The sequence below is a fragment of the Frigoribacterium sp. PvP121 genome, assembly GCF_017833115.1.
Lineage (GTDB): Bacteria > Actinomycetota > Actinomycetes > Actinomycetales > Microbacteriaceae > Frigoribacterium > Frigoribacterium endophyticum.
Genome location: NZ_JAFIBR010000001.1, coordinates 593462 through 615506, shown reverse-complemented (window position 1 = coordinate 615506; position 22045 = coordinate 593462). Strand labels below are relative to the sequence as shown.

Genomic DNA, 22045 nt, shown 5'->3' with positions numbered 1-22045 from the left:
CGCTCGACCGACGACCGTCAGTCGATGAGCCCGAGCCCGGCGACCACGCGCAGCGTCTCGACTCCGGCGGGCGGGCAGCGGTCGGCGTCGGCCGTCGTGACCCAGTGCATCGAGCCCACCTCGGCCGAGGGAGTCGCGGGCGGGCTGCTCGCCAGCGGCTCGGCCGTGAAGAGAGTCATGTGCACGAGGCGCCCGTCGGGCTCGCCGTGCGCCTGGGTGCTGACCGTCGTCAGCTCGCGCACGCTCGCGGGGTCGAGCTCGAGGCCGACCTCCTCGCGGGTCTCGCGGGCGAGGGCGTCCTCGCCGGTCTCGCCCGCCTCCCGCTTGCCGCCGGGCAGGTAGAGCACGTCGCGCCCCCGGGCGGTGACCATGAGGAGGCGGCGGTCACGGACCAGCACCAGCGCGCTGACGACGAGGGGCTCCATGGTGCCCCATCATCTCGCGCTGCGGGGCGGGGCCCGGCGCGGCGGGGCGGGGAGGCGCGGCGGGGTGCGGCGGGGCGGGGTCCACGAGCGGCGTGCGAGGACCGGTGCGGCGGGTCGCCGTCCGCCCGGGCGGGTCGGCGCTGGCCCGCCCGCAGGGACGGGAACCCGCCACAGCGGTGCCGTCACAGACACGAGCCCGCCCGCAGGGACGGGAACCCGCCGCAGGGCAGCGGACGGAGGTGCGGCGCGAGGCCCGCAGGTCAGCCGGCGGAGGCGCGGGGCACGTCGTCGACGGACCGCAACGGGCGCGGCGCGGCGGCCGCCCGCGTGTCGGTCAGGCCGAACAGGGCCTCGAGGCCGTCGCGGAATTCCTCGCCGCGGCCCTCGCGGGCGAGCTCACGGGCCCGCACGGACGGGGTGTGCAGCAGCACGCCGGCCAGGTGGCGCAGGGCCGCCTCGGTGCGGTCGGAGGAGTCGCCGCGCGACCGGGCACGCTCGATCTCGGAGTCGAGCAGGTCGAAGACGTGCTTGCGCAGCGCCACGACGGCCGGGGTCAGCGACTGCTCGGCGGCGACGGCCTGGAACTCGGCGGCGGCGTCGGAGACCATGGCGCGGGCGTCGTCGGCGGCGGTGAGCTGGGTCAGCGGGGCGTGCAGGCTGATGGTCTCGAGGTCGAGCAGCTCGACCCCCGGCAGCGTGGCGACCAGCGGGTCGACGTTGCGCGGCAGGCCGAGGTCGATGACGAGGCGCCGTGAGGCGTCGACGACCTCGGGCACGACGACCGGGGTCGTCGTGGTCGTGCAGGTGACGAGCACGTCGCTCCAGGCGATGGCCTCGGCCAGGTCGTCGAAGGGGCGGAGGTCGTGCTTGAGCCCGAACCAGGAGGCGCGGCCCGACGACGAGAACACGGCGAGGTCGTCGGCGCCGCGGTCGCGGAGCGCGGTGACGGTGGTGGCGGCGTACTGGCCGGTGCCCACGATGAGCACGCGGGCGTGGGCCCAGTCCGTGACGCGGGAGGAGGCCAGCTCGAGGGCGAGGCGCACGAGCGAGCGACCCGCGCCTCCGACGTTCGTGCGGTTCTTGACGCCGCGCGACGTGTGCGAGGCCTTCTGGAAGAGGCGCTCGAGGTCGGACGACGTCGTGCCGACCTCACGGGCGCGCTCGAGCGCGCGGCGCACCTGGCCGGAGATCTCGTCCTCGCCGATGACGACCGACTCGAGGCCGCTCGAGACGGCGAAGAGGTGCTCGACGACCTCGTCGCCGGTGATGACGCGCACGGTGTCGCGCATCTCGTCGGGGTCGACGCCGCTGGCCTCGCTCATCGTGCTGATCGTGGCCTCGACGGCCACGGCGCTGGCGGCGGTGAGGGGCTCGTCGACGTCGAGGTAGGCCTCGAAGCGGTTGCACGTCGCGAGCACGACGGCCCCGCTGACGAAGTCGCTGCCGTCGACCAGGGTGCTCGCCGCCGAGGGTGCGCCGATGCTCAGCTTCTCGAGGAAGTCGAAACTGGCGTTCTGGTGGGACGCCGTGAGGCAGATGAGCACTGAGCGATCCTAACTCTGATCGGCTGTTTCGGCTGGGCGTTGACTCGACGTCGAGAAGATGCTCGGGTTCGGGGGCCATGATCGTTGCCGAATGCAACACAGTGCACCACGAGGAGGACCATGACCACCACCACCAGCACCCAGTGGCAGCTCGCCGCCCGCCCGGTCGGGGAGCCCACCGCCGACGACGTCCGCCGCGTCGAGGTCGAGCTGCCCGAGCTCGCCGACGGCGAGGTCCGCGTGCAGAACGCCTTCCTCTCGGTCGACCCCTACATGCGCGGCCGCATGAACGACGTGAAGTCGTACGTGCCGCCCTTCGCGCTCGACGAGACCATGACCGGCGGCGCCGTCGGCGAGGTCGTCGAGTCGCGCAGCGACGACCTCCCCGTCGGCACCGTCGTGCTGCACGACCTCGGCTGGCGCGACGTCGCCCAGGGCCCGGCCGCGGGCTTCCGCGCCGTGCAGCCGACCGAGGGCGTCTCGCTCTCGGCGTACCTCGGCGTGCTCGGGCTCACCGGCCTGACCGCCTACGTCGGCCTCACCGAGATCGCCCACATCCGCGAGGGCGACGTCGTGTTCGTCTCCGGCGCGGCCGGCGCCGTCGGCACGATGGTGGGCCAGATCGCCCGGCTCAAGGGCGCCTCGCGCGTCGTCGGCAGCGCGGGCAGCGACGAGAAGGTGGCGCTGCTCACCTCGAAGTACGGCTTCGACGCGGCCTTCAACTACAAGACGGGCGACGTCGCCGAGCTGCTGGCCGAGGCCGCGCCCGAGGGCATCGACGTCTACTTCGACAACGTGGGAGGCGACCACCTGTCGGCCGCGCTGGGCGCCTTCAAGGACGGCGGCCGGGCAGCGCTCTGCGGCTCGATCGCGAACTACAACGCGACCGGCGCCCCCGTCGGCATCACGAACATGACCAACATGGTCACGCGCGGGCTCACGATGCAGGGCTTCACGCTGGGCAACTACCGCCACGTCGCCCCCGCCTTCCAGGCCGAGATGGGCCCGTGGCTGGCCGACGGGGAGGTCGTCCACGACGAGACCGTCGTCGACGGCATCGACTCCGCGTTCGACGCGTTCACCGGACTGATGCGGGGCGAGAACGTCGGCAAGATGGTGGTCCGCGTCGGCTGACCCGCGCCTCCGGCCGTCGAGGTGACGCGATCCGGGGCCTCGGCGCTCGCCGGGGCCCCGATCGGGTCACCTCGTCGGCGTCGGGTCCGTCGGCGGCGCCTCGACGTCGAGCGGCCCCCGCCGGCCGCCCAGCGCCCGGGTGGGAGGATGGAGCACGTGACCCTGCCCGACCAGCACCCCCTCAGCTCCGGCCTCACGAGCGGCTCGCCGCTGGTGCGCGCCCTCCGCGGCGACCGCCCCGACCGCCTCCCCGTCTGGTTCATGCGCCAGGCCGGCCGGTCGCTGCCCGAGTACCGCGAGCTGCGCGTCGGCACGGCGATGCTCGACGCCTGCCTCGACCCGGCGCTGTCGAGCGAGATCACGCTCCAGCCCGTCCGCCGCCACGGCGTCGACGCCGGCATCTTCTTCAGCGACATCGTCGTGCCGATCAAGCTCGCGGGCGTCGCGGTCGACATCGTGCCCGGCCGCGGCCCGGTGCTCGAGTCGCCGATCCGCACCCCGGCCGACGTCGCGGCCCTCCGCCCCCTCGAGCCCGACGCCCTGTCGTCGATCGCCGAGGGCGTCGCCCGCACCGTCGCCGAGCTGGGTGACACCCCCCTGATCGGTTTCGCCGGGGCGCCCTTCACGCTCGCGGCCTACCTCGTCGAGGGCGGCCCCTCGAAGGACCACATCCGCGCCCGCACCCTCATGCACAGCGACCCGGAGACGTGGGAGGCGCTGCTCACCTGGGCGGCGGACGTCACGGGGGCCTTCCTCCGCGCCCAGGTGCTCGCCGGCGCCAGCGCCGCCCAGCTCTTCGACTCGTGGGTGGGCAGCCTCTCGCTCGCGGACTACGAGCAGCGCGTGGCCCCCTTCTCGGCCCGGGCCCTCTCGCACGTCGCCGACCTCGACGTGCCGACCATCCACTTCGGCGTCGGCAGCGGCGAGGTGCTCAGCGCGATGCACGGCATCGGCGTCGGGGCCGTCGGCGTCGACTGGCGGATCCCGCTCGACGAGGCGTCGCGGCGCCTCGGCGGCGACGTGCCCGTGCAGGGCAACATCGACCCCGCGATGCTGCAGGCCCCCTGGCCGGTGCTCGAGGCCCACGTCCGCGACGTCGTCCGCCGCGGCCGCGCCGCCCCCGCCCACGTGCTCAACCTCGGCCACGGGGTGAACCCCGACACCGACCCCGACGTGCTGACGCGCATCGTCGAGCTGGCCCACACCCTCTGAGGAGGCGCGAGACCGTGACCGACGCGACCAGCGCACCCGGGGCCGGCGGCTCCGGGGCCGCGACCCGCGCCTCCTCGGAGGCACCGGCCGTGGTCGACGTCGTCGTGGTCGGCGGGGGAGTGGCCGGCCTGGTCGCCGCCCGTGACCTCGCGCTCGCGGGCCGACGGGTCGTGCTGGTCGAGGGCGGCCCCCGCCTCGGCGGCGAGGTCGCGCGCCACACGGTCGCGGGCATCGACCTCGACGCCGGCGCGGAGAGCTTCGCGACCAAGGGCGGCACGGTCGCGGCGTTCCTCGACGAGCTCGGCCTCGGCGACGACGTCGTGCTGCCCGACCCCCGCGGCGCCTGGGTGCAGCACGGCGCGGGCGAGGCGTTCCCGCTGCCGCGCACCGGTCTGCTCGGCGTGCCCGGCGACCTCGGCGCGGCCGACGTCGTGGCCGTCATCGGCGAGGAGGCCGCGGCGGAGGCCGCCCGGCTCGACTCCGCCCCCGGCGAGGTCGGGGCCGACGAGGTGATGGTCGGGCCCTTCGTGCGCGCCCGGATGGGCAGCGCGGTGCTCGACCGGCTCGTCGCGCCGATCGTCGGCGGCGTCCACTCCGTCCACCCCGACGCGCTGCCGGTCGACCGGGTCGCGCCGGCCCTGCGCCGCGCGCTGCGCGACGAGGGCTCGCTGGCCGCCGCCGTCCGCAGCGTCCGGGCCCTCGCGCCGGCGGGCTCGGCCGTGGCCGGCCTCCGGGGCGGCATGGCCCGCCTCGTCGACGCCCTCGTCGCCGACCTCGACCGCCTCGGCGTCGACGTCCGCCTCGACGCCCCCGTCGCCGCGGTCGACTCCCGCTCGGTGACCCTGGCCACGGGCGAGCGCCTCGACGCCCCCCACGTGCTGCTCGCCGTCGGCGACGGCGCCGCCCGGGCGCTCGCCGGCCGCCGCGCCCCCGAGCCCGGCCTGATCACCCTCGCCACGATCGTGCTGCGCGACGGCCGGCTCGACGTCGGGCCGCGGGGCACCGGCGTGCTCGTCGCGCCGGGCGCCGTCGGGGTGCGCGCGAAGGCGCTCACCCACGGCACCGTCAAGTGGCCCTGGCTCGCCGAGGCCGCGGAGGGCCGCCACGTCCTCCGGCTCAGCTACGACTCGCCCGTGGTCGACGCGGGCACCCCCGACGACGAGCTGCGCCGCACGGTGCTGGCCGACGCGTCGGCGCTGCTCGGCGTCGACCTCGACGAGCGCTCGGTCGAGGGCACCGCCCGGGTCGTCTGGGACGCTCCCCTCCCCCAGGAGGCGCCCCCCGCCTCCCCCTCTCCCCTCGACGGCGTCGTGCGCGTCGGCGGTGCCGTGGCCGGTCGAGGGCTCGCCGCCGTGATCGCCCGGTCGCGTCGCGCCGCCGCCGAGCTGCTCGAGGCCTGACGACCGGGAGCGCGGCCGGGCGCTCCCTCCACCGCGGACGCGCTGTCCCCGCCCGGCGGGTCGGCATGCCCGTCCGGGCATCTCCGTGCGGCCCCGGGCTACATTGGACCCACGCGCCGGGCACTCGTCCGCGCGCGGACGACATCGAATGGAGCGACATGCGAGGCAAACTGATCTTCGTCGCCGGAGCAGCACTCGGGTTCGTGCTGGGCGCGCGCGCCGGGCACGACCGCTACGACCAGATCGCCGACAAGACGTCGAAGGTGTGGCACAGCCGCGCCGTGCAGCGCCAGGTCGTCAAGGCGGAGGACTTCGCGGGCGCGAAGGCCGCCGACGCCGTCGACGCGGTCGTCGAGGGGGTCAAGTTCCTCGTCACGCGCGCCTTCGGCGGCGGGAAGAAGAAGAAGTGACCGACTCCGCCCGGAGCGACGGGGTGCGGCACGGGGGCAAGGCGTCCAAGCGGTCGTTCTTCGCCCTCGTGCAGGACGTCCCGACGCTGGTCACCGACCTCGTCAAGGGCGAGCTCGCCCTCCTCAAGTACGAGGTCATCGGCACGCTGAAGGCCTTCGGCATCGGTGCCGGCTTCCTCGTCGGCGCCCTCGTCTTCGTGTTCGCCATGCTCGGCGTGCTGCTGACCGGCATCGTGCTGCTCATCGCCATCTGGCTGCCGGGCTGGCTCTCGGCGCTCATCGTCGCGTTCGTGCTGCTGCTCGTCGCCGCGCTCCTGGCCTTCCTCGGCTACAAGAGCATCAAGAAGGGCCTGCCGGCGGTGCCCGAGAAGACGATCGCGAGCCTCAAGCGCGACCTCAAGGCGATCAAGGGCGTGGGCTCCATCCCGCGCGCCGACCTCACCGACCGCTGACCCGGCCGGGCCCCGCCCGCACCGCACCAGCACCAGCACCTGCACCGCACCCCCGCACCGCCCGCACCGAACGGAGTCCTCGTGAGCGACAGCAAGAACGACAGCAGCAAGGCCGACCGCACCGACGCGGACGACATCCAGGCCCGCGTCGACCGCACCCGCGCCGAGCTCGCCGCGACGCTCAACGAGCTGGAGGACAAGCTCAACGTGCCGAAGCAGCTCGGGGCCGCCGGTCACCGTGCCAAGGCGTCGTACGAGCGCGACCGCACGCCGTGGCTCGCCGGGGCCGGCGCCGCCGCCCTGGCCCTCGCGGGCGTCGTCGTCGCCGCGGTGAAGCGCCGCTGAGCCCCTCCGCCCTCCCCGCCGGCAGCGCCGGCCGCGACGCCCTCCGCCCCCGGGCCGGGGGCGTCGCCGCAGATGCCTCGACGTGCTGCTACCTGGTTGGGTTCCCAGCCGTGGCGGGAGGAGAATGATGAGCATGAGTCCCAGCGCCGACGCGCCAGTCCCCGAGCTGCCGACGTCTGATTCCCCCGCCGCCCTCACGGGCGAGCCGACCCACCCCCGCACCGCCGACTCCGGCCCGGCCTCGTCGCCCGAGGGCACCCCCGGCGACCAGCCCGCCGACACCCTCGGCTACACGCTCTGGGCCGTGCTGCGTCGCGACCCGCAGAACCCCTACGCCCCCGACCTCGACGACGTCCCGCAGCTCGACGAGCTCGTGGCCGAGCTCGCCGGCGAGGGCGTCGTCGTGCGCGGCTTCTACGACGTCAGCGCGCTCCGCGCCGACGCCGACCTGATGATCTGGCTGCACGGCGAGGTCCCCGAGGCGATCCAGTCGGCGTACCGCCGCCTCCTCCGCACCGACGTGCTGGGCGGCCTGCTGCCGACCTGGAACGCCATGGGCATGCACCGCCAGGCGGAGTTCTCGCGCAGCCACAGCCCCGCCTTCATGCGGGGCGCGGAGCCCGAGGCCTGGCTCACCGTCTACCCGTTCGTGCGCAGCTACGAGTGGTACCTGCTGCCGGAGGAGGAGCGTCGCCAGATGCTCGCCGACCACGGCAAGCAGGGCGCCGCCCACCGCGCCGTCCTCACCAACACCGTGGCGAGCTTCTCGCTCGGCGACTACGAGTGGATCCTCGCGCTCGAGGCGCCCGAGCTCGTGCAGCTCGTCGACCTCATGCGCGACCTCCGCTACACCGAGGCCCGCCGCCACGTCCGCGAAGAGGTGCCGTTCTACACGGGCCGCCGCCTCACCACCACCGAGATCATCGAGGTCCTGTCGTGACTGACACCACCGGCATCACCAACGGCCAGCTCGTGCGCGCCGCCACCCCCGCGGCCGCCCAGGGCCCCGAGCACGTGAGCGAGCCCACCGCCTACGACGCCATCCTCCTCGCCGGCTTCGGCGGGCCCGAAGGCCAGGACGACGTCATCCCCTTCCTCCGCAACGTCACGCGCGGCCGGGGCATCCCCGAGGAGCGCCTCGAGGAGGTCGCGACCCACTACCGCCACTTCGGCGGCGTGAGCCCGATCAACCAGCACAACCGCGAGCTGAAGGTCGCGCTCGAGGGCGAGCTGGCCCGCCGCGGCGTCGACCTGCCCGTGATCTGGGGCAACCGCAACTGGGATCCCTACATGGCCGACGCCGTGCGCGAGGCCGACGAGCGCGGCTTCACGAAGCTGATCGCCGTCGCCACCAGCGCCTACTCGTCGTACAGCTCGTGCCGCCAGTACCGCGAGGACTTCGCGATGGCGCTCGAGGCGACCGGCCTCGAGGGCAAGGTCATGATCGACAAGGTGCGTCAGTTCTTCGACCACCCCGGCTTCGTCCAGCCCTTCATCGACGGCGTGCGCGAGGGCCTCGAGAAGGCCCGGGCCGAGAACGAGGGCCTCGACCTCGCGACCGAGGTGCAGGTGCTGTTCGCCACGCACTCCATCCCGTCGACCGACGCCGCGAAGAGCGGCCCGCAGGCGCGCGGCTTCGACGAGGAGGGCGCCTACGCCGCCCAGCACAAGGCCGTGGCCGAGGTCGTCATGGCCGCCGCCGAGGCCGGCCTGGGCCTCGAGGCCCCCGCCGAGGGAGGCACGACCGTCCCCTGGCAGCTCGTCTACCAGTCGCGCAGCGGCCCGCCGTCGATGCCGTGGCTGGAGCCCGACATCAACGACGCGATCGACGACCTCGCCGGCGGCCCGACGCGGGCCGTCGTCATCGTGCCGCTCGGCTTCGTGAGCGACCACATGGAGGTCATGTGGGACCTCGACGAGGAGGCGCTGGAGACGAGCGAGAAGAACGGCTTCTGGGCCACGCGCACTCCCACCCCCGGCATCGACCCGAACTACGTCACCGGCCTCGTCGACCTCGTGCTCGAGCGCGTCGAGGGCGTCCCGGCGGAGGACCGCCCGCACCTCACCGACATCGGCCCCTGGTACGACGTCTGCCGCCCGGGCTGCTGCGAGAACGTGCGCCTCGGCTTCAAGCCCGCCGTCTCGGGATTGGTGCCGTAGCGACGTGACGACCCTCCGAGTAGGAACGCGGGCCAGCGCCCTCGCCGTCGCGCAGTCGACGACGATCGCCGAGCGGCTCGCGGAGGCCACCGGCCACGACGTCGAGCTCGTGCGCGTGCACACCGAGGGCGACCGCACGCAGGCGACGGGCGAGTCGCTGTCGCTCGGCGGCACCGGCGTCTTCGCCAGTGCCCTGCGCGCCGCGCTGCTCGCCGACGAGTGCGACGTGCTGGTGCACTCCCTCAAGGACCTGCCCACCGCCTCCCACCCGGGCCTCGTGATCGGGGCGATCCCGGGTCGCGCCGACGCCCGCGACGCGCTCTGCGCCCGCGACGGCCTGACCCTAGAGACCCTGCCGCAGGGCGCCCGGGTCGGCACGGGCTCGCCCCGCCGGGTCGCGCAGCTGCTGTCGGCACGGCCCGACCTCGAGGTCGTGCCCATCCGCGGCAACGTCGACACGCGCCTCCGCCGGGTCACCGACGACCTCGACGCCGTCGTGCTCTCCGCCGCCGGCCTCGGCCGTCTCGGCCGCCTCGGCCAGGTGACCGACTACCTCGGCCTCGGCCCGTGGCCGAGCGCCCCCGGCCAGGGCGCGCTCGCCGTCGAGGTGCGCGAGGGCGACCCCGACCAGGACCTCGCCCGCGCGCTCCGGGCCGTCGACCACCGCGAGACGCGCCTCGTCGTCACGGCCGAGCGCCAGGTGCTCGCCGCCCTCGAGGCCGGCTGCTCGGCGCCCATCGGAGCCACCGCGGTCGTCGACGCCGGCCTCCTGCTGCTCAGCGCCACGGTGTACCAGCCCGACGGCGGCGCCCACGTCAGCGCCTCACACGCCGTCTCGCTCGAGGGCGGCTCGCTCGCCGACCAGCTCGTCGACGTGCACGAGGTCGCCGGTCGCGTCGTCACCGAGCTGCTCGAGCTCGGCGCCGCCGACCTCGCCCCGCTTGGCGAGGGCCCCGGCGGCGGCGACCCGGTCGGGAGCGCCTCGTGACGGCCGGCAAGCCGCTCAAGGGCGCCCGCGTGCTCGTGCCGCGCGGCGGCAAGTGGGGCGACGGCGTCTCGGCGTCGCTGCGGTCGTTCGGCGCCTCGCCGGTCATCGCGCCGCTGATCAACTTCGCCCCGGCCGAGACCCCCGAGCTGCTCGCCGCGGCCCTCGCCCGGCTGCAGGCCGGTGTCTACGAGTGGCTCGTCGTCACCAGCGCCACCACCGTCGACGTGCTCGTCGGCCACGGCATCCGCCCGCCGGCCGAGACGCGCATCGCCGCCGTCGGCGAGACGACCGCGGCGGCCCTGACCCTGTCGGGGTACCGCGTCGACTTCGTGCCCGAGGGCGACAACTCCGCCCGTGGCCTCGTCAAGGAGTGGCCGGGCTCCGACGTCACGGGCCGCGTGCTCGTGCCGCAGTCCGACATCGCCGAGCCGACCCTCGTCGCCGGCCTCTCCGCCCGCGGCTTCGACGCCGAGTTCGTCGCGGCCTACCGCACCGTGGGCGTGCCGGTCAGCGACGAGGTCGCCGCCGACGTCGCCTCCGGCTCGATCTCGGTGGTGCTCGTCACCTCCGGCAGCGTCGCCCGGCAGATCGCGGCCCAGCTCGCGCCCCTGCCCGAGTCGACGCTCGTCGCGTGCATCGGCCCCCGCACCGCCTTCGACGCCCGTGCCGCGGGGCTGCCCGTGCACCTGATCGCCGAGACCCGCTCCGCCGCCTCGCTCGTCGAGGCCGTCGTCGACCACGCGAGCGCGCTCGCGGCCGACGCCCCGCCCGAGGCCCCGCGCCTCGACGAGGCGCTCTGAGGCGCGGGGCGCGCACGACGTGCCCCGCGCCTCCCGCCCCTCCGTCCGTCCGCGCCACGAGCGCGGCACCGGCCCCCGCACCTGATCACCCGAGAAGGACCATGTCGCAGTTCCCCCGAGTCCGCCCCCGTCGCCTCCGCGCGACCCCCGCCATGCGCCGCCTGGTCGCCGAGACCCGGCTGCACCCCGCCGACCTCGTGCTGCCGATGTTCGTGCGCGAGGGCATCGACGAGCCCCAGCCGATCAGCTCGATGCCGGGCGTCGTGCACCACAGCCTCGCGAGCCTCCCCCGGGCCGTCGAGGAGGCCGCCGAGGCCGGCGTCGGCGGCGTCATGCTCTTCGGCGTGCCGCTCGAGAAGGACGCCACAGGGTCGGGGGCGACCGACCCGCGGGGCATCCTCAACGTCGCGACCCGCGTCGCCGCCGACGCGGCCGGCGGCGCCCTCGTCGTGCAGACCGACCTCTGCCTCGACGAGTTCACCGACCACGGCCACTGCGGCGTGCTCGCCGACGACGGCTCGGTCGACAACGACGCCACGCTCGCGCGCTACGACGAGATGGCGGTCGTGCAGGCCGACGCCGGCAGCGAGCTGATCGGCATGAGCGGCATGATGGACGGCCAGATCGGCTCGGCCCGCGAGGCCCTCGACGACGCCGGCCACGGCGGCACCGCGCTGCTCGCCTACGCCGCCAAGTACGCCTCGGCGTTCTACGGCCCGTTCCGCGAGGCCGTGCAGTCGACCCTCGTCGGCGACCGTCGCACCTACCAGCAGGACGCGGCGAACGGCCGCGAGGGCATCCGCGAGGTCGAGCTCGACCTCGCCGAGGGGGCCGACATCGTGATGGTCAAGCCCGCGATGAGCTACCTCGACGTGCTCGCCGAGACCGCGGCGATGAGCCCCGTGCCGGTCTGGGCGTACCAGATCAGCGGCGAGTACGCGATGATCCAGGCCGCCGCCGCGAACGGCTGGATCGACGCGGACGCCGCCTCGTACGAGAGCGTCCTGTCGATCAAGCGCGCGGGAGCCGACACGATCCTGACGTACTGGGCGACCGACCTGGCCACGCGCCTCCGGAAGGGGCACCTCTGATGAGCGACCACAGCAACGACCACTACTTCACCCGCGCCAAGCAGTCCATCCCGGGCGGGGTCAACTCGCCGGTTCGCGCCTACGGCAGCGTGGGAGGCACGCCCCGCTTCCTCGTCGGAGCCCGCGGCCCCCACGTGATCGACGCCGAGGGGCGCGAGTACGTCGACCTCGTCGCCTCGTGGGGCCCGGCCATCCTCGGCCACGCGCACCCCGAGGTGGTGCGGGCCGTGCAGGAGGCGGCGGCGCGCGGCCTGTCGTTCGGGGCGTCGACCCCGGGCGAGACCGAGCTGGCCGAGCTCGTGCGCGAGCGCGTGGCCGTCGGCGACGCGCACCCGATCGGCAAGATCCGCATGGTGTCGACCGGCACCGAGGCGACCATGACGGCGATCCGCCTGGCCCGCGGCTACACCGGGCGCGACCTGCTCGTGAAGTTCGCCGGGCACTACCACGGGCACTCCGACTCGCTGCTGGCCGAGGCCGGCTCGGGCGTCGCGACCCTGTCGCTGCCGGGCTCGGCGGGCATCACCGCCGAGACGGCCGCCCAGACCCTCGTCGTGCCCTACAACGACCTCGACGCCGTGCGCGCCGTGTTCGACGAGCACGGCCCGCGCATCGCGGCCGTCATCGTCGAGGCGGCCTCGGCGAACATGGGCGTGCTGCCCCCGGTGCGCGGCTTCAACCGCGGCCTGTCGGAGATCACGAAGCGCCACGGCGCGCTGCTGATCGTCGACGAGGTGCTCACCGGGTTCCGGGTCGGGCCCGCTGGCTGGTGGGGCCTCGAGGCCGCCCAGGTCGTGCCCGACGGCGCGGGCTGGGAGCCCGACCTCGTCACCTTCGGCAAGGTCATCGGCGGCGGCCTGCCGCTCGCCGCGCTCGGCGGCCGCGCCGAGGTGATGGACTTCCTCGCCCCGCTGGGGCCGGTCTACCAGGCGGGCACCCTGAGCGGGAACCCCGTCGCCGTGGCCGCGGGCATCGCGACGCTGCGGCTCGCGACCCCCGAGGTCTACGCGAAGCTCGACTCGCTCGCCGACCAGCTGTCGGCCGAGGTCTCGTCGGCCCTGTCGGCGGAGGGCGTGGCGCACACGGTGCAGCGCGCCGGGTCGCTCTTCTCGTTCGCCTTCACCGACACGACGCCGGTCGACTACGACGACATGCGCGCGCAGGACACCTGGCGCTACCCGCCGTTCTTCCACGCGATGCTCGACGCGGGGGTCTCGCTGCCGCCGTCGGTCTACGAGGCGTGGTTCGTGACGGCGGCGCACGACGAGGCCGCCGTGTCGCGCATCGTCGACGCGCTGCCCGCCGCCGCGCGGGCGGCCGCCGCCGCGACCGCGTAGCGCGCCGCGGCGTCCGCGGCGCGCGCCGCGCGCGCCGCGGACGCCGCGCTCACCGAAGTGACCCGATCTGCGCCCCGACCCCGGTCGAGGGCCCAGGTCGGGTCACCTCGTCGCGGCCCGCGGCCGGGAGCGCGCCCGCCAGCGCCCGTCGACGCGGTCGATCGCCAGCGGGTGGTCGAAGGCCGCCGAGACGAGATCCGACGTGAGCACCTCGTCGGCCGGGCCCGACGCCGCCACTCGGCCGTCGCGCAGCAGCAGCGCGTGGGTGGTGCTCGCCGGCAGGTCCTCGAGGTGGTGGGTCACGGTGACCGACGCGACCTCCGGGTGCGCGGTGCGCAGGGCGTCGACGGTGTCGAGCAGGTGCTCGCGCGCGGCGACGTCGAGGCCGGTCGCCGGTTCGTCGAGGAGGAGCAGGGCCGGCTCGACGAGCAGCGCGCGGGCGATGAGGGCCCGGCCGCGTTCACCCTGCGAGAGGACGCTCCAGAGCCCCTCGCGCCGCGACTCCAGCCCGACGGAGGCGGTGAGCAGGTCGGCGCGCGCCTCCTGCTCCGGGGTGGGCCGCCACCGCGCCACGGGGTCGCTGCTGCCCGTCAGCCCCGTGAGCACGACCTCGCGCACGGTCGCGTCGCCGAGCATGCGGTGGCGCGGGTCGACGTGGCCCACGTGCTGCCGGAGCTCGCGCAGGTCGACGCGCCCGAGCCGGTGGCCGAGCACATCGACGGTGCCGCTCGTGGGGTGCCCGAGGGCGCCCGCGAGCGTCAGCAGCGTCGTCTTGCCGGCGCCGTTCGGGCCGATCAGCGCCCAGTGCTCACCGGCCCGCACGTGCAGCGAGACGTCGTCGAGCAGGTCGCGGCCCTGACGCGTGACGCGGACGTGCTCGACGGCGAGGACGAGCGGGGCTGCGCCGACCGGCCCGGGGCGTGCGCCGGCGAGGCCCTCGGTCACGCCTGCGCGGCGTAGAAGCCGGTCTCCCGTACCGCCGCGAAGAACGGGGCCAGGGCGGTCGACTGCCGCTGCAGCAGGCCGGCGACCGCCTCGGCGTCGCGCCGGGCGACGCCCTCGGCCACGGAGGTCGTCGTCGAGGCGCCGAGCTGCCAGGGGTAGGCCGAGTTCTCGGCGAGACGGCGGAACATCACCGTGGTGAGGCGTGAGACGGGCTCGGCGCAGGCGAGCAGCGTCGGGCTCCCGGCCGCGCGCATGAGCACGTCGAAGAGCGCGAACATGGCGTCGATCGACTCGGGCGTCTCGACGACGCCGTCGCTCAGGCGCAGCTCGGCGAGGCGCGTGATCTCGGCGACGTCGGCGTCGCTCATCGTCGCGACGCCCCGGGTCGCCGCGAGCGACCAGAGGCCCAGGATGGTGGTCGAGCAGTCCTCGAAGAGCTCCGCCGTCGGCGTCACCACGCGGGTGTACCGGTTGGCCTCGATCTCGACCAGCCCGAGCTCGGCCAGCTTCGCGATCGCCTCGCGCACGGGGGTGCGGCTGACGCCGAGCCACGCGACGAGCTGGTCGTCGTTGAGCCGCTCGCCGAACTCGAGCGTGCCGTCGCCGATCGCGGTGACGAGGCGGTCGAAGACGACGTCGCGCAGCAGGCGTCGGGGGGTGGGGACGGCGTCGGGCACGGGGATGGGCATCGGGTCTCGCTCCTGCAGGGTGCTGGTGGTGCGGGGGAGGCGCGGGTCGGCGCCGGTCGGGCGGCCCTGCTCGTCGCGGGGCCGCCCCGGAGGTCACGCAGCGTAGATGCCGCTGCCCGAGACCTCGTCGAAGTACGCGCCGAACGAGGCCGGCTGCTCGCGGACGAGGCGGGCCGCGGCCTCGCCGTCGCCGGCCGCGACCGCGTCGCGCAGGCCGCGGGTCAGCTCGGTGGCCTGCTCCCACGGGTAGAGCCCGTCGGTCGCGGGGCGGCGGAGGACGAGCAGGAGGCGCGGCCCGGTCGCCGCCCAGAGGCGACGGAGCGACGAGCTGCCGGAGGCGTCGAGCAGGAGCTCGTTCATGCGGACGAGGTCGGCGACGTCCTCGGGCTTGCGCTTCGAGAACGCGGTGAGGCGGCGGTCGAGGATCGCCGTCACCTCCTTGCGCTGCTCCTTCGTGAGGGCGGGCACGCCGCGCTCGGCGACGAGGGCCCAGACCTGGTACCCGGTCTCGACGGTGTCGGTGAACTCGGCGAAGGTCGGCGCGACGATGCGCGTGTACCGGTTCGCCTCGATGTCGACGAGGGCCTGGTCGGCGAGCTTGGCGATGGCCTCGCGCACGGGCGTGCGCGAGACGCCGAGCCAGGCGACCAGCTGGTCGTCGTTGAGGCGCTCGCCGAACTCGAGGGTGCCGTCGATGATCGCGTCGAACATCTTGTCGTAGACGACGTCGCGCAGCAGGCGGCGGGGGGCGGGCGGCTGGTCGGTCAGGGTGGGGATCGGCATCCGGGTGCTCCTGTTCGGGGGCGGGAGTGGCGGTGCGACGGGCTCGTGGCCCCTGCCGGGGCCGGGGGCTCCGGTCGAGGCGCATGTCGCACCACCATGTACGAGGACGTATCGGGTATCCGGTACTTCACACGACCTTAGCGCGGTCGGGCCCGTCGTGCGACCCCACGCCGCGAGTTCGTGACGAGCGCTCAGCGCCGCACGTCGACGACGGTCCGGCCGCGCACCGACCCGGCCACGATCCGGGGGCCGAGCTCGACGACCTCCGAGAGGCCCACCTCGGTCGTCATCGAGTCGAGCAGGTCGAGGTCGAGGTCGGTCGCGAGCCTCGCCCACGCCTCGCGCCGCAGCTCGACCGGGGCGTCGACCGAGTTGACGCCCGCGAGCGACACCGCGCGGAGGATGAACGGCAGCACCGAGGTCGGCAGGTCGGCGCCCTGCGCGAGCCCGCAGGCGGTCACGGTGCCGCCCCACCGCGTCTGCGCGAGCACGGAGGCGAGGGTCGTGCTGCCCACCGAGTCGATCCCGCCGGCCCAGCGGGCGCGCTGCACGGGGCGGCCGCCCTCGGCGAGCTCGGAGCGGTCGACGACCGTCGTGGCGCCGAGGCCGCGCAGGTACCCGCCCAGCTCGTCGACGCGACCCGAGGAGGCGGTGACCGAGTACCCGAGACGGCTCAGCAGCGCGATCGCCACCGAGCCCACGCCTCCCGCGGCCCCGGTCACGACGATCTCGCCGTCGCCGGGGCGGACGTCGCGCTCGAGCCGCAGCACGCTGAGCATCGCGGTGAAGCCCGCGGTGCCGATGGCGGCCGCCTGCCGGGCGGAGACGCCCTCGGGCACGAGCACGAGCGAGCCCGCGTCGACCACGGCCCGCTCGGCGAAGCCGCCGTGCCGGCTCTCGCCGATGCCCGCGCCGTTCAGCACGACCAGGTCGCCCGGCGACACGGCGGGGGAGGCGGTGGTCACGACGGTGCCCACGAGGTCGATGCCCGGCACGAGCGGCAGGGTGCGGGCGACGCCGGGGTCGCCCGCCAGGGCCATGCCGTCCTTGTAGTTCAGGCTCGACCAGGCCACGTCGACGACGACGTCGCCCGTGCCCAGGAACTCCTGCTCGATCTCCCGCACGGAGGCGGGGCGGTCACTCTCGACGACGACGGCGCGCATGGCGACACGCTACGCGCGCGGGCTGGGGCGCGGCCCTCCCCGCCCGGCGACGGGGCGCCTCCCGGGCGGTCGCTCAGCCGAAGAGGATGGCGGCCTCGTCGTAGCGGTGCTGCGGCACCGTCTTGAGGCTGTCGAGGGCCTCCTCGAACGAGACGTGGACGATGTCGGTGCCGCGGAGCGCCACCATGCGGCCCCAGCGGCCCTCCACGACGCTGTCGCTCGCGGCCATGCCGAGACGGGTCGCCAGCACGCGGTCGTAGGAGGTGGGGGTGCCGCCGCGCTGGATGTGGCCGAGCGTCGTCGCGCGGGTCTCGATCCCGGTGCGCTCCTCGATCACCGGAGCGAGGCGCTCGCCGATGCCGCCGAGGCGCGGGCGCCCGAACGCGTCGAGGCCCCGCTCGGAGTGCGCGTCGCTCTCGTGGTCGGGCACGAATCCCTCGGCGACGACGACGAGCGGCGCCCGGCCGCGGTCGTAGGCCGCCTTCACCCAGGCGACGATCTGGTCCATGCTCGTGGCCTGCTCGGGGATGAGGATGGCGTGCGCGCCGGCGGCCATGCCCGAGTGCAGCGCGATCCAGCCGACGTGCCGGCCCATCACCTCGGCCACCATGCAGCGGCTGTGCGAGTCGCCCGTGGTGCGCAGGCGGTCCATGGCGTCGGTGGCGACCTGCACGGCCGTGTCGAAGCCGAACGTGTAGTCGGTGGCGCCGAGGTCGTTGTCGACGGTCTTCGGCACGCCGACGATCTTCAGGCCCTCGTCGGTGAGGCGCTTCGCCGCCGCGAGGGTGCCCTCGCCGCCGATCGCCATGATGGCGTCGATGCCGAAGCGGTCCATCACCTCGCTGATGCGCGCGACGCCGCCGTCGCCCTCGAACGGGTTGGTGCGGCTCGTGCCCAGGATGGTGCCGCCCTGCTTGGCGATGCCCTGGATCTCCTTCCGCGTGAGCGGCATGACGTCGCCGTCGACGACGCCGCGCCAGCCGTCGCGGAAGCCGACGAACTCCTGCCCGTGGATCGTCGTGCCCTTGAGCACGGCCCCGCGGATGACCGCGTTCAGGCCGGGGCAGTCGCCGCCGCTGGTGAGGATACCGATTCGCATCGCGCTGCTCCGTCGCATGTCGGGCCCGTCGGGCCGGCCGAGATCGGTCCCATCATGGCGCACCCGCGGCCCGACGGCAGCCCCGACGGCCGGGGTGGTCGTCGGCCGCGGTTGCTAGCCTCGTGCCCATGACCGACCAGCCCGCCCCGCGGCCCCCGTCGCCCTGGGCCCGCTTCGCCCGCCCGGCGCCCGGCGAGCAGCGGCCGCGCGCCGAGGTGCAGCCGCCGCCCGCGCGGCAGGGGGCGCCCGGGCAGGGCGGGGGCGGGCAGGCCTGGGGCGGGCAGCCGTTCCCGCAACAGCAGCAGTACGCGCAGCCGTTCCCGCAGCCCGCCGCGACGACCCCGGCGGCGCAGTGGGCCCCGCAGGCCGCGCCCCCGCAGGCCGCGCCCCCGCAGGCCGCCGCGCCGCAGGCCTCGTCCGCCCAGGACGCCCTCACCTGGCCGGCCCCCGCCGCCCCCGGGGTCGGCTCGTACTTCGCCGTCGGCGACGACGAGTGGCCCCCGCCGGCGCGGCCGCGCGACGGCGCCGACGAGGGTCGCGGGCTCGCCGTCGCCTCGGTCGTCTTCGGGGTCTTCGCGGCCCCGCTCGGCCTCGTCTTCGGCCTCGTGGCCGCCCGTCGGGCCGCGGCGGCGGGGGCGTCGGCCGCCCTGGCCCGCGTCGGCCTCGTCGTCTCGAGCGTCATGATCGTGGTCGGCCTCGTCGCGGGCGTCTCCGCCCTCGACTACGTGGCCCGGCTCTCGTCCACCTGCGCCCAGCTCGGGCCGGGCGAGTACGTCGACGGCCAGGGCCGCGGCGTCACCTGCGACTGACCGGGCCGGCCCTGTCGACCCCCGCCGCGCCTCCTACAGGGCGACGGTGCCCGTGTCGGCGATGTTCTGCGGGTGCCCGCCGGTCACGGCGGCCTTGGCGTACTTGAGGAAGGTCACGGCCTTCGGCTCGTTGCTGACCCAGTACTCGGCCGTCTCGACGTCGACCTCGATGAGGGCGACGGTCGGGTCGTCCTTGCCCTGGTCGAACCAGGCCTCGGTGCCCGCGCTCCAGAACTCGTCGATCAGGGCGCGGTCCTTGACGATCGAGGCCTCGCCGGCGAGCGAGAGCCAGCCCTTGCCCGTCTCGACGGCGACGTTGACGTGGGGGTGCGCCTTGATGTCGTCGACCTTGGGCGAGGGGTCGGGGGTGAAGAAGTACACCTTGCCGTCGAACTCGCGGTCGACGACGGCGAGCGGGCGGCTGACGAGGCGCTGGCGCGCGCTCTGGGTGGTGAGGATCCCGATGCGGGCGGCGTCGAGCACCTCGGCGACGCGGCGGATGTCGTTGGTCTCGGTCATGGCGCCGAAGGTACCCGGGGAGGCGCGCCGCCCCTCCCAGGGACCGCCGCGTCGTACCCCGGAGCGGCGCCGATCCGGTCGGCTCGGCCCTCCCCCTCGCGCCGGAGGGCATACATGCCCTACCGTGGAACTCCAGTTCTGTACATCGAGGAGGTCCCCGTGCCGGTCCCCACCACGACGACCATGCGCATCCCCCGCCGCCTGCACCGAGACGAGGTGTACGACCGGCTGCTCGAGGCCATCCTCGACGGCACGTTCGAGCCGGCGGAGCGCATCCGCGACCACGACCTCTCGGCCTGGCTCTGCGTCTCGCGCACCCCGATCCGCATGGCGCTCGCGCGGCTGGGCGACCTGGGGCTGGTCGAGACCACTTCGAACCGGATGACGCGCATCGCGCCGGCCCGCCCCGAGCTGCTGGCCGACCTCGTGCGCACCACCTGGGGGCTCTGGGCCCTCGCCGACGCCGACGTCGCCGCGGCCGAGCCCGTCGGCCGGGCCGGGCTGCTCCGAGCCCTCGAGGCGGGGGAGGCGCGGTGTCGGGAGGTGCGCGCCGACGCCCCCGAGGCGGCGGCCGCGGTCACGACCACCCTGTGCGAGGTGGGCGCCGCGCTCGCCGCGTTCTCGGCGAACCGGTCGCTCGGCGCGGTGCTCGAGCACCTCGGCCTGCTGCTGCGACACCACTCCTCGAGGGCCCCGGGCGAGGCCGACGCGGGCCGTCTCGTGCCGGGGCTCTCGGCCGCCCGGGGCGCCGTCGAGGCGGGGGAGCTCGGAGCCTGGGGCGCGGCCCTCGAGCGGCTCGACGACCGCGCGGTCGCGTCCCTGGCGGCCTGACCGGGCTGTACGAGCGGGCTGACCGGGCTGCCCGAGCGGCCGTCTGAGCGAGCGGCCTGCCCGGGCTGCCCGCCTGAGCGGTCTGCCCGAGCGGCCCGCCCGAGGGGCCGCCGGCGCGAGCGCCCGTGCCCGCGTCACCGGGAGGTGCGGTGGCGGCCGGTGGCGACGAGCTCGGGGGCGGGCACGCTGCCGAGCAGCGGCTCGAGCGTGCGACGGCTGAGCAGCGTCACGACCGCGTCGCCCGCGGCGCACCACTCGCGGTGGTCGAGGGCGCGGCGCAGCTCGGCCACGGGAGCGGCGAGCGAGGGGGAGCCGAGGGGCAGCGCGAGGTGGCGCGAGAGGAAGGCCGTGCGGTTCTGCAGCGGCTCTGAGGCCTGCCGGGCGAGCGGGTTGCCCGAGACGGGGAGGAAGGCCCCCGTCGCGGCCAGCAGGTCGGAGCACGTGGCCCCGGGTCGGTCGAGCACCCGGACGACCGTGGCGGCGAGACGCGACACCTCGCCCGGGTCGGCGTCGCCCGCGGACCTCAGGGCCACGCCGTGCAGGAGCCCGAGCAGCTCGAGCGAGTCGAGCAGGTCGGCGGCCGTGGCCGGCGCGACGCGCGTGAAGCGGTTCGCCTCGATCTCGACCAGGCCCTGGTTGGCCAACCGGGCCAGCGCCTCCTTCACCGGGGTCTTCGACACGCCCAGCCAGGTCGCGATGTCGTCCTCGAAGAGGCGCTCGCCGGGCCGCAGCGTGCCGTCGACGATCGCGCCGAGGACCGACTCGAAGGTCAGGTCGCGGAGGAGTCGGCGCGGGCCGCGCGTGGGTCGCTCAGGTACAGGCATGGCTCCTCCGTCGTCGGACACGTGGAACATCATACGTCTCATGGTCGGCCGTGTCGCGGGTGAGATGTCGGCGCCGTCGCCTACCATCGCCGCATGACGCTCTCACCGGCCCTCGACGCCCCCGGCGCCGGGCCGGGCGACGGCGCCGCACCGCTCGAGAGCACCTGGTCGCCCGAGGCCCCCGTCGACGTCCGGGCCACCCTCCGGCCGCTCGCGCGCGGCGCGGGCGACCCGGCGTGGCGCGTGGTCGGCGAGCAGCTGTGGCGGGCCGTCCGCACCCCGGCGGGCGCGGCCACCCTCTGCCTCACCTCCGGCCGTGACGGCGTGCACGCGGCGACCTGGGGGCCCGGCGCCGAGTGGCTGCTGGCCTCCGTGCCCGAGATGCTCGGCGAGGGCGACGACTGGTCGGGGCTCGACGTGTCGGGGGTCGCCTTCCTCGCCGCCGCGCGGCACCGGGCCCCGGGCCTGCGGCTCTCCCGCACCGGCCTGGTCGTCGAGTCGCTCGTGCCCGCGGTGCTCGAGCAGAAGGTGACGAGCCGCGAGGCCTGGCGGGCCTGGCGCGAGCTCGTGCGCCGCCACGGCGACCCCGCGCCCGGGCCGGCGCCCGAGGGCCTCACCGTCCCGCCCGACGCGGCCACCTGGCGTCGGGTGCCCAGCTGGGAGTGGCACCGGGCCGGCGTCGGCCCGCAGCGCTCCGACACCGTGATGCGGGTCTGCGCGGTCGCCGCGTCGCTCGAGCGCACCGTCGCGCTGGGTCGCGGCGGCGCCGATGTCGAGCGCCGGCTCCGCTCCGTGCCGGGCGTCGGCGTGTGGACGGCCGCCGAGACGATGCAGCGCGCGCACGGCGACCCCGACGCGCCCAGCGTCGGCGACTACCACCTGGCCGCCCTCGTGGGCTGGGCCCTCGTCGGGAGCCCGGTCGACGACGACGGCATGCTCGAGCTGCTCGAGCCCTGGCGGGGGCACCGGGGCCGGGTGGTGCGCCTGATCACGGGCAGCGGCTTCTCGAAGCCGAAGTTCGGCCCGCGGATGACGATCCAGGACCACCGCTCGCACTGAGCCGGCAGGCCCGGCGAGGGAGGGGC

At 75.4% G+C, this 22045-nt stretch carries 24 protein-coding genes; 15 read left to right on the top strand and 9 right to left on the bottom strand.

Annotated features, from left to right (window positions below; genetic code table 11):
* Positions 1-17 precede the first annotated feature (17 nt).
* Positions 18-425, bottom strand: coding sequence for an NUDIX domain-containing protein (locus JOE43_RS02940; RefSeq protein WP_209514538.1), 408 nt, complete (start codon positions 423-425; stop codon positions 18-20).
* A 260-nt stretch (positions 426-685) separates the two neighbouring features.
* A complete protein-coding gene (locus tag JOE43_RS02935) occupies positions 686-1969 on the bottom strand; it encodes a glutamyl-tRNA reductase (RefSeq protein WP_209514536.1) in 1284 nt (427 codons plus the stop codon).
* Positions 1970-2089: 120 nt separating this feature from the next.
* On the opposite strand from JOE43_RS02935, the gene JOE43_RS02930 reads away from it, so the two are divergent.
* From JOE43_RS02930 to hemL, 12 genes are all read left to right on the top strand, one after another.
* The gene (locus JOE43_RS02930; RefSeq protein WP_185230666.1) at positions 2090-3103 is read left to right on the top strand and encodes an NADP-dependent oxidoreductase; all 1014 of its coding nucleotides are present in this window, start codon (positions 2090-2092) and stop codon (positions 3101-3103) included.
* Positions 3104-3250: 147 nt separating this feature from the next.
* Positions 3251-4315, top strand: coding sequence for a uroporphyrinogen decarboxylase (gene hemE / locus JOE43_RS02925; protein ID WP_209514535.1), 1065 nt, complete (start codon positions 3251-3253; stop codon positions 4313-4315).
* A gap of 14 nt (positions 4316-4329) precedes the next feature.
* A complete protein-coding gene (locus tag JOE43_RS02920) occupies positions 4330-5715 on the top strand; it encodes an FAD-dependent oxidoreductase (protein ID WP_307803211.1) in 1386 nt (461 codons plus the stop codon).
* Between the two features lie 158 nt (positions 5716-5873).
* A complete protein-coding gene (locus JOE43_RS02915; RefSeq protein ID WP_056058020.1) occupies positions 5874-6125 on the top strand; it encodes a hypothetical protein in 252 nt (83 codons plus the stop codon).
* On the top strand, positions 6122-6577 hold the full coding sequence (locus JOE43_RS02910) for a phage holin family protein (RefSeq protein WP_307803210.1): 456 nt from the start codon (positions 6122-6124) through the stop codon (positions 6575-6577). The genes JOE43_RS02915 and JOE43_RS02910 overlap by 4 nt, the downstream gene beginning before the upstream one ends.
* A gap of 81 nt (positions 6578-6658) precedes the next feature.
* On the top strand, positions 6659-6922 hold the full coding sequence (locus JOE43_RS02905; protein WP_209514533.1) for a DUF3618 domain-containing protein: 264 nt from the start codon (positions 6659-6661) through the stop codon (positions 6920-6922).
* 133 nt (positions 6923-7055) lie between these two features.
* A complete protein-coding gene (hemQ, locus tag JOE43_RS02900; RefSeq protein WP_374072649.1) occupies positions 7056-7862 on the top strand; it encodes a hydrogen peroxide-dependent heme synthase in 807 nt (268 codons plus the stop codon).
* Positions 7859-9082, top strand: coding sequence for a ferrochelatase (locus tag JOE43_RS02895; protein ID WP_307803209.1), 1224 nt, complete (start codon positions 7859-7861; stop codon positions 9080-9082). The genes hemQ and JOE43_RS02895 overlap by 4 nt, the downstream gene beginning before the upstream one ends.
* A gap of 4 nt (positions 9083-9086) precedes the next feature.
* Entirely contained in the window at positions 9087-10070 is a 984-nt protein-coding gene (gene hemC / locus JOE43_RS02890) for a hydroxymethylbilane synthase (RefSeq protein ID WP_209514529.1), read from the top strand.
* On the top strand, positions 10067-10870 hold the full coding sequence (locus JOE43_RS02885; protein WP_056058011.1) for a uroporphyrinogen-III synthase: 804 nt from the start codon (positions 10067-10069) through the stop codon (positions 10868-10870). Before hemC ends, JOE43_RS02885 begins: the two co-directional genes overlap by 4 nt.
* Positions 10871-10971: 101 nt before the next feature.
* On the top strand, positions 10972-11961 hold the full coding sequence (gene hemB / locus JOE43_RS02880; RefSeq protein WP_209514527.1) for a porphobilinogen synthase: 990 nt from the start codon (positions 10972-10974) through the stop codon (positions 11959-11961).
* On the top strand, positions 11961-13298 hold the full coding sequence (hemL, locus tag JOE43_RS02875) for a glutamate-1-semialdehyde 2,1-aminomutase (RefSeq protein WP_056058004.1): 1338 nt from the start codon (positions 11961-11963) through the stop codon (positions 13296-13298). Before hemB ends, hemL begins: the two co-directional genes overlap by 1 nt.
* 102 nt (positions 13299-13400) lie before the next feature.
* Here hemL and JOE43_RS02870 read toward each other — a convergent pair whose 3' ends face one another.
* The 5 genes from JOE43_RS02870 to JOE43_RS02850 all read right to left on the bottom strand — a co-directional run bounded on the left by JOE43_RS02870 (position 13401) and on the right by JOE43_RS02850 (position 17977).
* Positions 13401-14243, bottom strand: coding sequence for an ABC transporter ATP-binding protein (locus JOE43_RS02870; protein WP_209514524.1), 843 nt, complete (start codon positions 14241-14243; stop codon positions 13401-13403).
* Positions 14240-14932, bottom strand: coding sequence for a GntR family transcriptional regulator (locus JOE43_RS02865; protein WP_209514522.1), 693 nt, complete (start codon positions 14930-14932; stop codon positions 14240-14242). Before JOE43_RS02865 ends, JOE43_RS02870 begins: the two co-directional genes overlap by 4 nt.
* Positions 14933-15025: 93 nt before the next feature.
* Positions 15026-15715 carry a GntR family transcriptional regulator gene (locus JOE43_RS02860; RefSeq protein WP_209514520.1) on the bottom strand — a complete coding sequence of 230 codons (690 nt, stop codon included), beginning with the start codon at positions 15713-15715 and terminating at the stop codon, positions 15026-15028.
* A 191-nt stretch (positions 15716-15906) separates the two neighbouring features.
* Positions 15907-16878, bottom strand: a complete 972-nt coding sequence (locus JOE43_RS02855) for an MDR family oxidoreductase (RefSeq protein WP_209514518.1) — start codon at positions 16876-16878, stop codon at positions 15907-15909.
* A 73-nt stretch (positions 16879-16951) separates the two neighbouring features.
* A complete protein-coding gene (locus JOE43_RS02850) occupies positions 16952-17977 on the bottom strand; it encodes a 6-phosphofructokinase (protein ID WP_056057987.1) in 1026 nt (341 codons plus the stop codon).
* Positions 17978-18105: 128 nt separating this feature from the next.
* On the opposite strand from JOE43_RS02850, the gene JOE43_RS02845 reads away from it, so the two are divergent.
* On the top strand, positions 18106-18786 hold the full coding sequence (locus JOE43_RS02845) for a hypothetical protein (protein ID WP_209514516.1): 681 nt from the start codon (positions 18106-18108) through the stop codon (positions 18784-18786).
* A gap of 33 nt (positions 18787-18819) precedes the next feature.
* Here JOE43_RS02845 and JOE43_RS02840 read toward each other — a convergent pair whose 3' ends face one another.
* Positions 18820-19305 (bottom strand): pyridoxamine 5'-phosphate oxidase family protein, encoded by a 486-nt coding sequence (locus JOE43_RS02840; protein WP_056057979.1) that lies wholly within the window; start codon positions 19303-19305, stop codon positions 18820-18822.
* Between the two features lie 159 nt (positions 19306-19464).
* On the opposite strand from JOE43_RS02840, the gene JOE43_RS15405 reads away from it, so the two are divergent.
* The gene (locus JOE43_RS15405) at positions 19465-20136 is read left to right on the top strand and encodes a GntR family transcriptional regulator (protein ID WP_307803208.1); all 672 of its coding nucleotides are present in this window, start codon (positions 19465-19467) and stop codon (positions 20134-20136) included.
* 134 nt (positions 20137-20270) lie between these two features.
* Here JOE43_RS15405 and JOE43_RS02830 read toward each other — a convergent pair whose 3' ends face one another.
* Positions 20271-20981 (bottom strand): GntR family transcriptional regulator, encoded by a 711-nt coding sequence (locus tag JOE43_RS02830; protein ID WP_307803207.1) that lies wholly within the window; start codon positions 20979-20981, stop codon positions 20271-20273.
* 72 nt (positions 20982-21053) lie between these two features.
* Here JOE43_RS02830 and JOE43_RS02825 point away from each other — a divergent pair, with 72 nt between their 5' ends.
* Positions 21054-22019: a DNA-3-methyladenine glycosylase gene (locus JOE43_RS02825; RefSeq protein ID WP_209514515.1), complete on the top strand. Its 966-nt coding sequence runs from the start codon at positions 21054-21056 to the stop codon at positions 22017-22019.
* Positions 22020-22045: the final 26 nt, after the last annotated feature.